Genomic DNA, 14955 nt, shown 5'->3' on the forward strand with positions numbered 1-14955 from the left:
GTCGTGATTGTTCCGACAGTATGTGGGACAGTTTTGATTGTGAGATAATGATTGAAAATGTTTCATATTTGGTAGAATCGGCGCGTTCGTTCCCCATTATTCTTATGGGTAACGAATGAATCGGCCCTGCGGAACCGAGACAAGAGAAGAAACGAACCGCAAGAGAGAATCGCACACCAGCGAACCACACATGACCATGACATCCATGCAAACCAAAACCAGGGAAGGAGGGCGGCAGTGAGCTGGGAAGTCATCCAACAGGCGCTTCCATTGTTCGAGAAGGCGTTCGTCCTGACGCTCAGGCTCTCCGCCGTCAGCGTCGTGCTCGCCACGCTGCTCGGGCTCATGCTCGCCCTGCTGCGCGAATACCGCGTGCCCGTCCTCGCCCAGATCAGCACCGTGTTCCAGGAGCTGTTCCGCAACACCCCGCTGCTCATCCAGCTGTTCTTCCTGTACTACGGACTGCCGTCCATCGGCGTCAAGTGGAGCGCCGAGACCTGCGCGGTCGTCGGCATGTCCATCCTGGGATCCGCCTACATGTGCGGCGCGTTCGAAGGCGGCTTCACCGGCATTCCGCGCGTGCAGAACGAATCGGCGCGCGCCCTCGGCCTGTCGCCGCTGCAGATGATCCGCCACGTCACCCTCCCGCAGGGACTGACGCGCAGCGTGCCCGCCGTCGCCGCGAACGTGATTTTCATGGTCAAGGAGACGTCCGTGTTCACGGTGATCGCCGTGCCGGAGCTCACCAACACGGCTCGCGACCTGATCGGCATGTACTACCGCAGCGACGAGTGCCTGTTCATGCTGGTCGTCGCCTACGCGATCATCCTGATTCCGCTGTCCGTCATCCTCACGCTCATCGAAAGGAGGGTCCGCCGTGGAACCTTTGGCGATAACTGACGCCGCGGGCGCCGCATACGTCACCGCGGCCTCCGGTGCGAGCGTCATCTTCGCGGGGGACAACCTCACGCGACTGCTGTCCGGCCTCGGCACGTCCGTGACCGTCGCCGGCCTCGCGCTGATTGTAGGCATCCCGCTGGGCATCGTGCTCGGCGCGCTGCGCATCCTGCACAACCCGGTCCTGCGCGCCGTCCTGCGCCTCTACCTCGAGTTCTTCCGCATCGTGCCCACGCTGGTCATCCTGTTCCTGTCCTACTACATCCTGCCGCGCGAACTCGGCGTGCAGGTGGACGGCGTGACCGTCGCCGTGGTCGCCTTCGGCCTGTGGGTGGCGGCGGAGATCAGCGACATCGTGCGCGGCGCCCTCATCTCCGTGTCCGGCCACCAGGTCGACGCGGGCAAGGCGCTCGGCATGAACGGGCTGCAGATCCTGTGGTACGTGCGCATCCCGCAGTCCATCAACCTCATGGTGCCCGCCACCATCAACCTGGCCGCCCGCGTCATCATGACCACGTCGCTGCTGCTGCTCATCAGCGTCATCGACGTGATCACCGTCGGCCAGCAGATCATGGAGGCGAACCGCATGACCCATCCGGACGCCGCCTTCTGGGTGTACGGATTCATCTTCTTCCTGTATTTCATCATCTGCTGGCCGCTGGCGATGATCGCCAAGGTCCTGGAGAAGCGAGCCAAGGAGCGTAACAATGGCTGAAGCCGACAACGAAACCACCGCCACGGGCGAGGAGCCGCTGCTGTCCGTGCGCCATCTGCGCAAATCCTACGGCGACCATGAGGTGCTCAAGGACGTGAGCTTCGACGTGAAGCGCGGCCAGGTGCTCGTCCTGCTCGGCCCGTCCGGTTCCGGCAAGTCCACGCTGATCCGCTGCCTCAACGGTCTGGAGACCATCCAGGGCGGCGAGATCCGCTTCAAGGGCGAGGTCGTGCCGAACAACAACGAGAAGGCGTGGCGTCGCCTGCGCAACGAGATCGGCATGGTGTTCCAGAGCTACGACCTGTTCCCGAACCTCACGGTCGCGAAGAACATCGAGCTCGGCCCCACCAAGGTGCAGAAGCGCCCCAAGGCCGAGGTCGACGAGCAGATGGACAGGCTCCTCGCGGACGTGCAGCTGTCCGAATACAAGAACGCGTACCCGCGCGAACTGTCCGGAGGCCAGAAGCAGCGCATCGCCATCGTGCGCGCGCTCGCCATGAACCCGGAGCTCATGCTCTTCGACGAGGTCACCGCCTCGCTTGACCCGGAGATGGTGCGCGAGGTGCTCGAGCTCATGCTTCGCCTCGCCAAGCGCCACATGACGATGATCGTCGTCACGCACGAGATGGAGTTCGCCCGCCGCGTGGCGGACACCGTCATGTTCCTCGAGAACGGCGTGATCCTCGAACGCCAGTCCGGTGCCGACTTCTTCACCAACCCGGAGACCGACCGCGCGAGGAACTTCCTCGACAGCATGTCGCCCGTCGGCGACGAGTGACGAGCGCCGACACCCCCGATACTTCCAACCTGTCACCAATCCAAGAGAGAGGAAAACCACCATGTTCAACCTGAAGAAGATCGCCGCCGGCGTGCTCGCCGCGGCCACGCTGATCTCCGTCGCCGCGTGCGGCAACGGCCCCGACCCGGCGGCCGGCGGTTCGTCCGCGTCCGGCCAGCAGGGCCAGACCGTCGAGCAGATCAAGAAGGCCGGCAAGATCCGCATCGCCACGTTCGGCGACCTGCCGCCGTACGGCTACGTGAAGAACGACGGCACCCGCGCCGGCTACGACGTGGCGCTCGGCAACCAGGTCGCCAAGGACCTGGGCGTGAAGGTCGAGTGGGTGCAGGTCAACGCGGACGGCCGCGTCGACTCCCTGAAGTCCGACAAGGTCGACCTCGTGCTCGCCAACTTCACCGTCACCGACGAGCGCAAGCAGGTCGTCGACTTCGCCAGCCCGTACATGAAGGTCTCCATCGGCGTCGTCTCCCCGACGAGTGCGAAGATCACCAGCGCCGACGACCTCAAGGGCAAGGACCTGGCCGTGACCAAGGGCACGACCGCCGAGACCTACTTCACCCAGAACTACCCGGACGTGAACCTGCAGAAGTTCGACTCCAAGACCCAGCAGTTCCAGGCGTTCAAGGACGGCCGCGTCGCCGCCCTCGCCGACGACAACACGTACCTGTATGCGTGGGCCAAGGACAACCCGGGCTACACCGTCGGCATCAAGACCCTGGGCGACGAGTCCACGATCGCGCCGGCCGTGAAGAAGGGCAACAAGAGCCTGCTCGACTGGACCAACAAGGAGATCAAGACCCTCACCGACGACGGCTTCTTCGAGAAGGCGTACGAGAGCGAGCTCGCCCCGAGCTTCACCTCCGACATCAAGCCCGAGGACGTCATCATCAAGTGACGCGATTGAGTGACGCATCGGCGTCGAAGATCGCATGAACAAGGCGGAAGGCTCCGGTCCGAGACCGGCCCTTCCGCCTTTCGCATATCCGCAAGGCCGTCCACGCCGACCGGCTCCCAGCCCGTCGCAAGGTTCCGGCGAACAAACACGTGGCATAATCGGGGGCATGCGAATCGTCATCCAGAAAGTCTCCCAGGCGAGCGTCGACGTGGTCAACGAGCTCGGGACCGTCGACCCCACGTTCGAGCCGCAGCAGATCGGCCACGGCTACATGATCCTCGTCGGCGTGTCCGACGCGGACGGCGACGCCGAGATCGCCTGGCTCGCCCACAAGGTATTGAACCTGCGCGTCTTCGAGGACGAGCATGGCAAGATGAACCGCTCCATCCAGGACGTCGGCGGCGAGATTCTGTCCATCTCCCAGTTCACGTTGTACGCGGACGTGCACAAGGGCAACCGTCCCAGCTTCGTCAAGGCCGGCAGGCCCGAACACGCGGACCTCATGTGGATCCGCTTCAACGAGGCGCTGCGTTCCGGCGGCGTTCCGGTGCGCGAGGGGCGTTTCGGCGCGCACATGCGCGTCGGCCTCGTCAACGACGGGCCGGTCACCATCGTCATCGACACCGAGACGGACATGCCGCACAAGGCATGACCGGCCGCGTCCGGACCGCCCGGTCCGTTCGTGCCATCCATCAGACATTCGAAAGGAAACCCATGTTCCCAGCCATCGATCTGACCGACGTCGACCTCAACGGTCTCGACCTGTCCGTCTTCGACCGCATCGCCGTGTGGTACGGGAGCCTGCCCGCCGAGGTGCGGACGTGCCTGACCGTCGCCATCGGCGCGGCCATCGCCTACGTGGTGTTCAAGATCGTCGTCAGGCTCATCAAAGGCATCATCGCGTCGGTCATCGCCGCCGTGCTCGCGTTCCTGCTGACCACCGTGCCCGGCAACATGCTGCTCTCCCAGGCGTACGACCGCGTCGAGCAGCAGGTGACGACCGGTCTCGGCCGGTGAGGTGAGGGGAAGCGCATGCGGGTCTTCGATTTCGATGGGACCATCTACGACGGGGAGAGCCTGTTCGACCTCTACCTGTTCAGCGCACGCTACGACGTGAAGGTGTTCCGCCATCTCGCCCCCGTGCTGCGCTACGCCGCCAAATACAAGCTGGGGCGTGCCACGCTCGAGCAGATGGAACGTGGCGTGGGCGATGTGGCGCGCAAGTACCTCCACGACCTGTCCACGTCGAAGGGCGTCGACGCGTTGCGCGTGAGCGCCCTGAACGACGCGGCGAAGGCCGGGCTCGGCGACGACATCCTCGCCGCCGACGCCTCGGTGGTCGGCGCCGACGACCTGACCGGCGGACTGAGGTCGCTGGTCAGCGCGTTCTGGGACCGCAACATGCGCAAGATCAAGCCGTGGTACGAGCCGCGGCCCGATGACGTGATCCTCACCGCCTCGTTCGACGTGACCGTGGGGGAGGCGTGCCGCAGACTCGGCGTCAGGCGTCTCATCGCCTCCACCATCGACCCCGAGACCTTCGAGGTCACGTACCTCAACTTCAACACGAACAAGCCGAAGCGTCTGCGCGAGGTGCTGGGCGCGGACGCCGTCACCGACGAGTTCTACACGGACAGCGCGTTCGACCAGCCGATGATCGACATGGCGCGCAAGGGGTTCATGGTCAAGGGGAACGCCATCACGCGGGTGAAATGATCGGCCGATCCGGCCGATCCGGCGAGGAGCCCGCGACGGCGTGTCGCGGCTTGCCCCTCAAGCGCTTCAGGTGCGTACGGTGGAAGCCGTCGACGCGATGTGAAGTCGCGAATCGAACGACGACGATGAAGGAGACGATCATGAGCGAGACGATGAAGGCCGCGATCTTCGTGAAGCCCGGCGAGATGGCCGTGCGCGAGGTGGCGAAGGCGCGCGTCGAACAGGACACGGACGCCCTGGTGCGCGTGGTGCGCGCCTGCGTGTGCGGCTCCGACCTGTGGTATTTCCGCGGGCTCTCCCCGCATCCCGAAAACAGCCAGATCGGCCATGAGGCGATCGGCGTGGTCGAACAGGTGGGCGCATCCGTCACGACCGTCGCGCCCGGCGACTTCGTCGTGCTGCCGTTCCCGTACAGCTGCGGCAAATGCCCGGTGTGCGAGGCCGGCTTCGAGTCCGTGTGCCCGCACGGCGGCTACTTCGGCGCCAGCCAGGCCGAATACGTGCGCGTGCCCGAAGCGGACGGCACGTGCGTCAAGGTCCCCGGCTCCCCGGAGGACTATGACGACGAGACGCTCGCCTCGCTCCTGACCATCGCCGACGTGATGTCCACCGGCTATCATGCCGCCGTCTCCGCCGAGGTCAAGCCCGGCGACGCGGCCGTCGTCATGGGCGACGGTGCTGTCGGCCTGTGCGGCGTCCTCTCCGCGAGGATGCTCGGCGCGACGCGCATCATCGCGATGAGCCGCCACGAGGACCGCGCCGCCCTCGCCCGCGAATTCGGCGCGACCGACGTCGTCGCCGAACGCGACCAGGCCGCCGTCGACAAGGTGCTTGCGATGACCGGCGGCTACGGCGCGGACGCGGTGCTCGAATGCGTCGGCTCCAAGCAGTCGTTCGACACGGCCATCGGCCTCGCCCGCCGCGGCGCCGTCATCGGCCGCGTCGGTCTCCCGCACGACGTCGAGATCAGCGCCGAAGGCACGTTCTACGGCAACATCGGCATCAAGGGCGGCCCTGCGCCCGTGCGCCACTACGACCTCGAGTCCGGTCTGCTCGACGCGGTCGTGAACCACGGGATCGACCCCGGCCGCGTGTTCACCGGCGTCTACGACCTCGACCACATCCAGGAGGCGTACGAGGCGATGGACCAGCGCAAGGTCATCAAGTCGCTCATCCGCTTCTGACGCGTCAAAGTCCCGTCCGACCCGAACGCCGCGCCCGGAGCCGACCGAAACGCGAATGGCCGCGTGCCGCCCCACCGCACCGGGGGGGGGCGGCACGCGGCCATTGCGTATGATGGGTGGCAGCGCGGAAGGAGAACACGTCATGGCGGTACCCGAAATCGAACGCCGATGGATCGGCAAGTTCCAGGAGAACCTGTCGATCATACGCAAGGTCGCCGGATGGACCACGCAGGAGCTCGCCGACGAACTCGGCGTGGCCAGACAGACCGTCTCCAACCTCGAGACCGGCAAAACGCCGATGAGCAAACTCCAATACCTCGCCCTGCGCACCGTGTTCAACGCGGAGATCGCCGAACACGACAACCGCGACCTCGCCCGCGTCATCACCACGCTCGTCGACGAGCCGCTGCGAAGCGAGACGGATGGCGGCGACGTGACGGACGGCAATGCGACAGTCACGGATACCGTCGGCGATGCGTCCGACGACGACATTCCGGACAATGCCGGACGTGCGCCGTCGCCGGATGCGGCGCGCTCGCGCATCGCATCCGGCGACGCGACGACGTCACGTGCCGCGGCGAAGAACGTGCACGTGACGCCCGGTGCCGCCATGCGCATCCTCACCGTCGTGACCGGCGCGCTCGCCAGCGGCGCCGCGGCGGGCGCGCTCACGTTCCTCATGTTCCCCGACGGCGGTCTCGGCAAACGCTGAAACGCCGTCTCCTCGTATTTCCTCAATAAGCCGAGGTACGTTCGCGATTACTGGCCGTCCTGCCGGTGCGTCATCACTTGGAGATGGGCGATGAGCCGGTCCGACGGGTCGTGCCGTGCCGTCAGGCCCGGTGATTCCGCTCCAGCAACAGCATGGTGATGACGGATGCGGTGAGCCCGGCGACCGTCACTGTCAAACCGACCGTGATGGCGGTTCTCCAACGTTCGCTCATGGTTGCCTTTCCTTCCCGTGCGCATGACATGCCATTGTGCGCCCTTTTCAATGTAATCCAATGTGGAAATGTAATCAAATTAGCGTTATGTCATTAAAATGGCCTTTTATGGGAGGTGTGGATTCCGCCGGGAAGACGGGACCACGCCGCTCATCCATCATTACGACCGGATGCGCGGCGCCCCTCAGTCGTCGACTGAATCGGCGGCGAAAAGATTCGGGACATGTCGTGGCGGTTCTACGGGCGGCCGACCCGGCCGATAGGATGGAAGACACGGCAACGACGACGAGGAAAGGAAACCAGACGATGGCCAATCTATTCGGCAATCTCGGCAAAGGGATCGGCGATCTCGCCGGCAAAGCGGGGAAGATCGCACAGGATGCGGGAAATCAGGTAGGCCATGCGGCGAAGTCCGTCGGCGACGGGGTCGGCAAGGCGGCCGGCGATGCGATGAAGGTCGCGGCGAATCTCGGCGATGGCGTCGGCAAGGTAGCCGGCGCGGCGGGGAAGGCCATCGGCGAGACCGCCGGAAAGGCCTCCCAGGACACGCAGAAACTCACCCAAGGCGTCAAAGGCGGCATCGACAGCGTCGATTTGTTCAACTCGCGTCTGAGGCAGCAGGCCGTGGACGACTACAACCATACAGTGGAACGCTACGAGAAGACCGCGGAGAAGTTGTCCGACAACACCAAGGCCCTGTACGACCTGCGCAGACTCGCGATCGTGCACGTCAAATACGTCGAGCAGCACATCAACCAGCTGGCGAACACGCCGAAGGAGTTCGCCGTCGACCTGAAGAAGATCGCCGTCGAAGTGGAGACCTTCGAAAACAAGGAACAGGAGATCAGACAGGCCGAGCACCAGGCCAAGGCCGCCGAGGGCGGTGCGGGAGCCGGCGCCACACTCGGCGCCCTGGGACTGGCGGTGGCGACGATGGGCCCGACCGCCGCGATGGGCGTGGCCACCACGTTCGGCGTCGCCTCGACCGGGACCGCGATCTCCGCGCTGTCCGGCGCGGCGGCGAACAGCGCCGCATTGGCCTGGCTCGGCGGTGGCGCGTTGGCCGCGGGAGGCGGCGGCATGTCCGCCGGCACGGCCCTCCTGGCTCTTGCAGGTCCCGTGGGCTGGACCATCGCCGGCGTGGCCGGCGCCGCGGCGGTGGGTTCGGGCATCTTCGCGAGCCAGAAGAACAAGGAAGCGGCGGACAAGCTGGTCGGCGAGCGTCAAGGCGTGGAGAAGATGATTCGCCGGTTCGACGGGATGAACGCCGAGGTCAAGGTCCTGGCCGATACGACACGGACCCAGATCGACGGGGTGGAACAGGCCAACAAGGCAGTGACCGGCACCGACTACAGCCGGTTCACCAAGGACGAGAAGATGCGGGCCGGATTGCTCGTCAACGCGACGCTGACCCTCGCGCAGCTCATCAACAAGGAGCTGAAGCTCGATGACTGACCGCAGGATCATCGACCTCAACGTCGGACAGGGCATCGCGGCATACGTCGACTGGCTGAACCGGATGCGCCTGTCCGAGCTGGCGGCGTCGTTGGGGGAGATCCTGGCGCAGGAGAACGATTCGCTCAAGGTCATGGACGGCCGGCTCGCCGAGGCGCTGCGCCATATCGATGCCGCCAAGGCGGACGTGGCGGAACAGGTCATCGACGCGAACCGCGGCGGCGACAGAGGGTTGCACGGGTTCATCGCCGAATTCGCCGAGACCGGCATCACCAACGCCCGACGGGCACTCGACGGATTGACCGAGTCGACGGTCCTGCTGAACGACAACGGCCCGGCCGATCTACTGGTCGACGGTCGCGCCGTGCAGATGAAGTTCTATGCGAACCTGCGTCATGAGATCGAGGCCGCCGCACGCTACCCGCAGATGGACATGATGTTCTCCAAGGACCATGTGGCGGCGTATCGGGCCATCATGAACGGAGACAAGGAGGTGCTCCTCGACGGCCAGCGGCTGAGCGACCGCACGGTCGAGGGCATCCGCAGACTGATCGAAGACGAGAGCGAACGTCGCGGCGTGCCGTGGGACGAGTGGATGCGTCCGTCGAAACTCGACTACGGCCAGGTGCAGAAAGGCGCGATCGACCGGACGTTCGCGCAGGAGGCCGAGAACCTCGACCGAAGGGCCGCGGAACGCAAGGAGCGGATCCGGGAGGACGCCGACGAACGACGCGCGACCGCCCAAGACAAGGCCCGCCCGAACCTCGGCGAGGCCCATAAGGCCGCCGGCATGGCAGCCGCCATGCAGGGCGGCGTGAACCTCGGCATGTTCATCTACGAACGTCACAGGGAAGGCAGGGAGATCTGGCAGTTCACCGCCGACGACTGGAAGGCGTGCGGGCTCACGACCGCCGAAGGCGCGCTCAAGGGAGGCGTCTCCGGCTACGCGGTGTACGGCCTGACCAACGTGTGCCGGCTGTCCGCCCCCAGCGCCGGCGCCATCGCGGCGGGGACCTTCGGACTGATCGACGCGGTCATCAGATTCAGATCCGGGGAGATCGACGACGACGGATTCCTCAACCTCGTGACGATGAACGCCATCGACGCGACCGGTGCCGCCGTCGGCGCGGCGGTCGGGCAGGCGGTCATCCCCGTTCCGGTCGTAGGCGCCCTGATCGGATCGATCGCGGTCTCGACCGCGCTTCGGCTCGGCAAGGACGTGCTGAACAGACGCGAGCGCGCGCTGCTGGACGACTATCAGGCGCGGATGGACTCGTTCATCGCCGACCTCGACGAGCGTCACGCCCGCGCTCTGCGACGACTGATGGCCGAATACCGAAAGCTCGGCGGCCTGCAGCGCTACGCGTTCGACCTTGACGTGAACGTGCGGCTGCGGTTCGAGGGATCAATCGAGCTGGCGAGGGCCACGGGCGTATCCGAGGAGGAGATCCTGCACGACGAATCGGAGATCGACGACTTCTTCCTGATGTGATGTCAGGGAAGAGCGATGCGGAACGATACAAGGAGACATGGCAATGAACGCAACGGGAGGGGAGCGGCGGCTCACCGAGGAACTGCTGGACCGTCTGCTCGCCAGCGGCAGCATCGACGCGTACCTCGACGAGGAACGCCCACGCGACTACCGGCTCGTCGACTACCTGAGGTTCCTCTTGGACCGTCACGGCCGCAAACGCGCCGACGTGGCGCGCGCCTCCGGCATCAACCCCACCGTCGTCTACGACGTGTTCTCCGGCAAAAGCCGCCCCGGTCGCGACCACGCGATCCGGCTCGCGTTCGGCCTCGGCTGCGACCTGCGCGAGACGCAACGTCTGCTGCGTCTCGCCGGCGTATCGGAACTGTGGTGTCGGCAACGCCGCGACGCAATCGTCATCTGGTGCATCACGAACGGACTCGGCCTCGCCGCCACCGACGACGAGCTCTACCGGTTCGACGAGCCGACGCTCACGCCGCGGGACTGAGCGGGAACGGGAGCGACTGGAGCGATCATATGGACGACACGCAGACCCTGCACGCCATGGGACTGGACGACGCCTACCACGTCGAACGCACGCTCGCCGACGGGCCGTCCGGCGTCACCGAACTCGTGACGTTGGACGGCGCCGGCCCGTTCGTACGCAAGAAGATCCCGCTGCGTCTCGCCCGCCGACGCCTCTGGTCCACGCTCGCCGACTGCACATCGCCGCGCCTGCCCCGCGTCGAGGCGACCTACGAGCTGCCCGACCGGTTCGTGGTCGTCTACGACTACGTGCCCGGCGTCACGCTCGAACGGCACGTCACCAGGAAAGGACGGCTCGCCGCGCCCGAGGCGACGCGCATCGCCGTCCAACTGTGCGAGGCGGTCGGCGAACTCCACGCGCACGGCATCATCCACCGCGACGTGACTCCCGCGAACATCATCATCGCCACGGACGGCGCGCACCTCATCGACTTCGGCATCGCCCGCGAGCACGCCGGTGCCGCCACAGGCGACGCGACGGCGCGCGCACGCGACACGACCACGCTCGGCACATGGGGGTACGCCGCTCCCGAACAATACGGGTTCGCGCCCACCGACGCCCGCACCGACGTGTACGCGATCGGGCGCGTGCTCGGCTTCATGCTCACCGGCGTGAGCCCGTCCGACGCGACGGCGTACGGGCGCGCGCTCGCCGACGCCACGGCGGCGTCGCCCGCGTCGCGCGCCGTCGTCGCCAAGGCGTGCGCGTTCGAGCCAAGCGCGCGCATGCAGTCCGTGCAGGAGTTGCGTGACGCTTTGGAATCAGCGGAACACGGCACGGAAGGCAAGGCGCCTTCCGCAGCGGCGTCGCCCGCGGTCTCCACGTCGGCGCTCGCCGGCGACGGCACCGTTGGCGCGTCCGCGCCGACCGGTGCCATGCGCCGCGCATCCACCTCCCGCCGCATCGTCGCGTGGACGGCGGCCGGTCTCGTCACGCTCCTGCTCGCCGCCGGCGTCGGATACGCGGCGCTGCGCCTCGCCGACACCGGGAACGCCGCGTCATCCGCGTCATCGACGACGTCGCGGCCTTTGACGGGCGGTGACGGGACATCCTCCGGCAACGGCGCGGATGGCGCGAACGGTTCCCACGATTCGACCGGTGACACGGCCGGCGGCACGGACGCCGTGGCACACAATCCGCTCGAACTGGTCGAATCCGGCTGGTCGGCCGAAAACGGATACGTGGAATACGCGCTCGCCCTGCGTGACACGGATACGACGCACGCCGTCCAATTCCCGAGAGTCACCGTCACCGGTCGCGCCGCCGACGGCTCCGTCATGTTCTCCGATACTTCGGTCTTCCCGCTCGTCTTCGCCGGCGAGACCGCGTACTTCAGCGGGCAGAGCGGCGACGGGGAGAAACCCGCGACCGTCGAGTTCACCGTCGAGACGCCATCCTCCGACGATCTGCTCGACACGGGAGGAACCGAATCGTACAGCGTGCACGACGTGCAGGAACGCAAGACCGATTTCGACGGCGTCACGTTCGGCGGCGAGGTGACGACCGACCGCGACGACGACAACGGCAAAGGCGTGTACACGGACGACATCATCGTGACGCTCGTCCTGCGCGACAAGACCGGAACGATCATCTTCGGGCGCAACGAGTACATCGCCAAACCGGCGACGGGGAAGAGCCGCGCGTTCTCCATCGAGACCTACGACCTGCCCGCATACGCGTCATACGAGATCCACGCGCACACCGCATGACGCATGCGATACGAACCGGCGCACGACGGCAACAGACGTACGGCATCTACAATGGGCCGCATGACGGATGAGCATGATCTGGAGCGTACGGAAGAACGGGGCAAAAGGCCGGAAGACGCGGGGAAGCGCCGCACGCCGACCGCGATCGAAGTGCGCGGCGCGCACGTGCACAACCTCAAGGACATCGACGTGGACGTGCCGTTGGACGCGCTCACCGGCGTGGCCGGCGTCTCCGGATCGGGCAAAAGCTCGCTCGCATTGGGCGTGCTCTACGCGGAAGGCTCACGCCGCTACCTGGAAGCCCTGTCCACATACACGCGCCGGCGGCTCACCCAGGCGACGCGCGCGCAGGTCGACGACGTGCGCCACGTACCCGCCGCGCTCGCCCTCCACCAGCGGCCCGCCGTACCGGGAGTGCGCTCCACGTTCGGCACGATGAGTGAACTGCTCAACAGCCTGCGCCTCCTGTTCTCCCGCTGCGGCGCGCACGTATGCCCGCACTGCGGGGCACGCCACGAGCCCACGCTCGACGTGGCCGCCGAACTGCCCATCCGCTGCGAGAACTGCGGCGAGACGTTCTTCGGACCTGGTGCCGAATCCCTCGCCTTCAACTCGGCGGGCGCATGCCCCACCTGCTCCGGCACCGGCGTCATGCGCGAAGTGAACCTCGCCTCGCTCGTGCCCGACGAGTCGAAGACCATCGACGAAGGCGCCGTCGCCCCATGGGGATCGCTCATGTGGGACCTGATGAAGGACGTATGCCGGGCAATGGGCGTGCGCACCGACGTGCCATTCCGCGAACTCACCGACAAGGAACGCGACATCGTATACCACGGGCCCGCCGTCAAGAAGCACATCCTCTACCGGTCGAAGAAAAGCGACGACTTCGCCGAACTCGACTTCACCTACTACAACGCCGTGTACACGGTCGAGAACGCGCTCGCCAAGGCCAAGGACGAGAAAGGACTGAAACGCGTCGCGCGGTTCCTCGAGGAGAAGCCGTGCCGGGACTGCGGCGGCACGCGATTGAGTGAGGCCGCCCGTGCGCCGCGCGTGCGCGGGCTGGATCTCGCCCAGGCGAGCGCCATGACCTTGGACGAGGCGGTCGCCTGGGTGCGCGGCGTGCCCGGCACGCTGCCCGAGGCGATGCGTCCGATGGCGACGAACATCGCCGAATCGTTCCTCGACGTGGCCAGACGCCTGCTGGAGCTCGGCCTCGGCTATCTCGCGCTCGACCGTGCAGGTTCCACCTTGTCCACCGGCGAACGGCAGCGCGTCCAACTGGCGCGCGCCGTACGCAACCGGACCACCGGCGTGCTGTACGTGCTCGATGAGCCTTCGATCGGCCTGCACCCGGCGAACGTGGACGGGTTGATCGGCGTGATGCGCGACCTCGTGGCGGACGGCAACACCGTGGTCGTCGTCGACCATGACGTGCGCGTGCTCAAGGCGTGCGACCATCTCATCGAGATGGGCCCGGTCGCGGGCGCGGCCGGCGGCCACGTGATCGCGCAGGGCACGGTCGCCGACGTGGCGGCCATGGGGGAGCGGGGCAGCCGCATCGCGCCGTTTCTCGCCGAGACCGGGCCGGAACGGGTGCGTGCGCAGGTCGACGCGGGCCGGATGTTCGAGGCGGGCGCGATCCACATGGAGACCGGGCCGCTGCACACGGTGAAGCCGCTGACGGTGGACGTGCCGCGCGGGCGTCTCACCGTGGTGACGGGCGTATCCGGTTCCGGCAAGACGACAATGGTGCTCGAATCGTTGATCCCCGCGTTGCGGGCGAACGCGGAAGACACCGCGATGCCCGCGCACGTGCGTGCGATCGCGGCGAACGGCATCCGGCGCGCGAACCTCATCGACGCGACGCCGATCGGCGCGAACGTGCGCTCCACCGTCGCCACGTACGCGGGGATCCACGACGACCTGCGCCGCGCGTTCGCCCGCACCGACGAGGCGAAACAGGGCGGCTGGAAGGCCGGCGACTTCTCCTACAACACGGGACGATTGCGTTGCCCCACCTGCGACGGCACCGGGTCGATCTCGCTCGACGTGCAGTTCCTGCCCGACGTGAGCGTCGACTGCCCCGACTGCCGCGGCTCGCGCTACGCGCCCGCCGCCGGCGCGATCCACCGCGTGTCGAAGGACGGGCGCGCGCTCACCCTGCCGCAATTGATGGCGATGAGCGTCGACGAGGCGCTGGGCGCGACCGGAGACATGCGCAAGGTGCATGCGCGGTTGGAGACGCTGCATGATCTAGGACTCGGCTATCTCACGCTGGGGGAGCCGACGCCCGCCCTGTCCGGGGGCGAGGCGCAGCGGTTGAAGCTCGCCGGCGAGATGGGGCGCGCCCAATCGGACGCCGTGTTCGTGTTCGACGAGCCGACCATCGGCCTGCACCCGTTGGACGTGCGCGTGCTGCTCGACGTGTTCGACCGGCTCGTCAAGGGCGGGGCGACCGTCATCGTCATCGAACACGATCTCGACATGATCGCCAACGCCGACTGGATCATCGACATGGGACCCGGCGGCGGCGAAGCCGGTGGCCGCATCGTCGCCACCGGCACGCCGGAAGCCGTCGCCGCGAACCCGGACAGCGTGACGGGCCGGTACCTGCGGTAGG

The 14955-nt window shown here is 66.7% G+C and carries 14 protein-coding genes; all 14 read left to right on the plus strand.

Features of this window, described 5'->3' with window-relative positions; genetic code table 11:
• Positions 1-237 precede the first annotated feature (237 nt).
• On the plus strand, positions 238-900 hold the full coding sequence (locus AC1AYN_RS03055; RefSeq protein ID WP_476531986.1) for an amino acid ABC transporter permease: 663 nt from the start codon (positions 238-240) through the stop codon (positions 898-900).
• Positions 887-1612, plus strand: a complete 726-nt coding sequence (locus AC1AYN_RS03060) for an amino acid ABC transporter permease (protein ID WP_476531988.1) — start codon at positions 887-889, stop codon at positions 1610-1612. Before AC1AYN_RS03055 ends, AC1AYN_RS03060 begins: the two co-directional genes overlap by 14 nt.
• Positions 1605-2390, plus strand: a complete 786-nt coding sequence (locus AC1AYN_RS03065) for an amino acid ABC transporter ATP-binding protein (RefSeq protein WP_476531990.1) — start codon at positions 1605-1607, stop codon at positions 2388-2390. Before AC1AYN_RS03060 ends, AC1AYN_RS03065 begins: the two co-directional genes overlap by 8 nt.
• A gap of 61 nt (positions 2391-2451) precedes the next feature.
• The gene (locus tag AC1AYN_RS03070; protein ID WP_476501792.1) at positions 2452-3306 is read left to right on the plus strand and encodes a transporter substrate-binding domain-containing protein; all 855 of its coding nucleotides are present in this window, start codon (positions 2452-2454) and stop codon (positions 3304-3306) included.
• Between the two features lie 166 nt (positions 3307-3472).
• The gene (gene dtd / locus AC1AYN_RS03075) at positions 3473-3958 is read left to right on the plus strand and encodes a D-aminoacyl-tRNA deacylase (protein ID WP_476531992.1); all 486 of its coding nucleotides are present in this window, start codon (positions 3473-3475) and stop codon (positions 3956-3958) included.
• A 62-nt stretch (positions 3959-4020) separates the two neighbouring features.
• Entirely contained in the window at positions 4021-4323 is a 303-nt protein-coding gene (locus AC1AYN_RS03080; RefSeq protein ID WP_476531994.1) for a hypothetical protein, read from the plus strand.
• A 15-nt stretch (positions 4324-4338) separates the two neighbouring features.
• Positions 4339-5022, plus strand: a complete 684-nt coding sequence (locus tag AC1AYN_RS03085) for an HAD family hydrolase (protein ID WP_476531996.1) — start codon at positions 4339-4341, stop codon at positions 5020-5022.
• Positions 5023-5162: 140 nt separating this feature from the next.
• The gene (locus AC1AYN_RS03090; protein WP_476531998.1) at positions 5163-6206 is read left to right on the plus strand and encodes a zinc-dependent alcohol dehydrogenase family protein; all 1044 of its coding nucleotides are present in this window, start codon (positions 5163-5165) and stop codon (positions 6204-6206) included.
• Between the two features lie 142 nt (positions 6207-6348).
• Positions 6349-6918 carry a helix-turn-helix transcriptional regulator gene (locus tag AC1AYN_RS03095; protein ID WP_476531999.1) on the plus strand — a complete coding sequence of 190 codons (570 nt, stop codon included), beginning with the start codon at positions 6349-6351 and terminating at the stop codon, positions 6916-6918.
• Positions 6919-7456: 538 nt separating this feature from the next.
• On the plus strand, positions 7457-8605 hold the full coding sequence (locus AC1AYN_RS03100) for a hypothetical protein (protein WP_476532001.1): 1149 nt from the start codon (positions 7457-7459) through the stop codon (positions 8603-8605).
• Entirely contained in the window at positions 8598-10097 is a 1500-nt protein-coding gene (locus tag AC1AYN_RS03105) for a hypothetical protein (protein ID WP_476532002.1), read from the plus strand. Before AC1AYN_RS03100 ends, AC1AYN_RS03105 begins: the two co-directional genes overlap by 8 nt.
• A 37-nt stretch (positions 10098-10134) precedes the next feature.
• On the plus strand, positions 10135-10584 hold the full coding sequence (locus tag AC1AYN_RS03110) for a helix-turn-helix domain-containing protein (RefSeq protein ID WP_476532003.1): 450 nt from the start codon (positions 10135-10137) through the stop codon (positions 10582-10584).
• 29 nt (positions 10585-10613) lie between these two features.
• Positions 10614-12332 carry a serine/threonine protein kinase gene (locus tag AC1AYN_RS03115; protein WP_476532005.1) on the plus strand — a complete coding sequence of 573 codons (1719 nt, stop codon included), beginning with the start codon at positions 10614-10616 and terminating at the stop codon, positions 12330-12332.
• Between the two features lie 60 nt (positions 12333-12392).
• Positions 12393-14954 (plus strand): excinuclease ABC subunit UvrA, encoded by a 2562-nt coding sequence (locus tag AC1AYN_RS03120; protein ID WP_476532007.1) that lies wholly within the window; start codon positions 12393-12395, stop codon positions 14952-14954.
• Position 14955: the final 1 nt, after the last annotated feature.

The sequence above is a fragment of the Bifidobacterium sp. LH_413 genome (genome assembly GCF_056357015.1).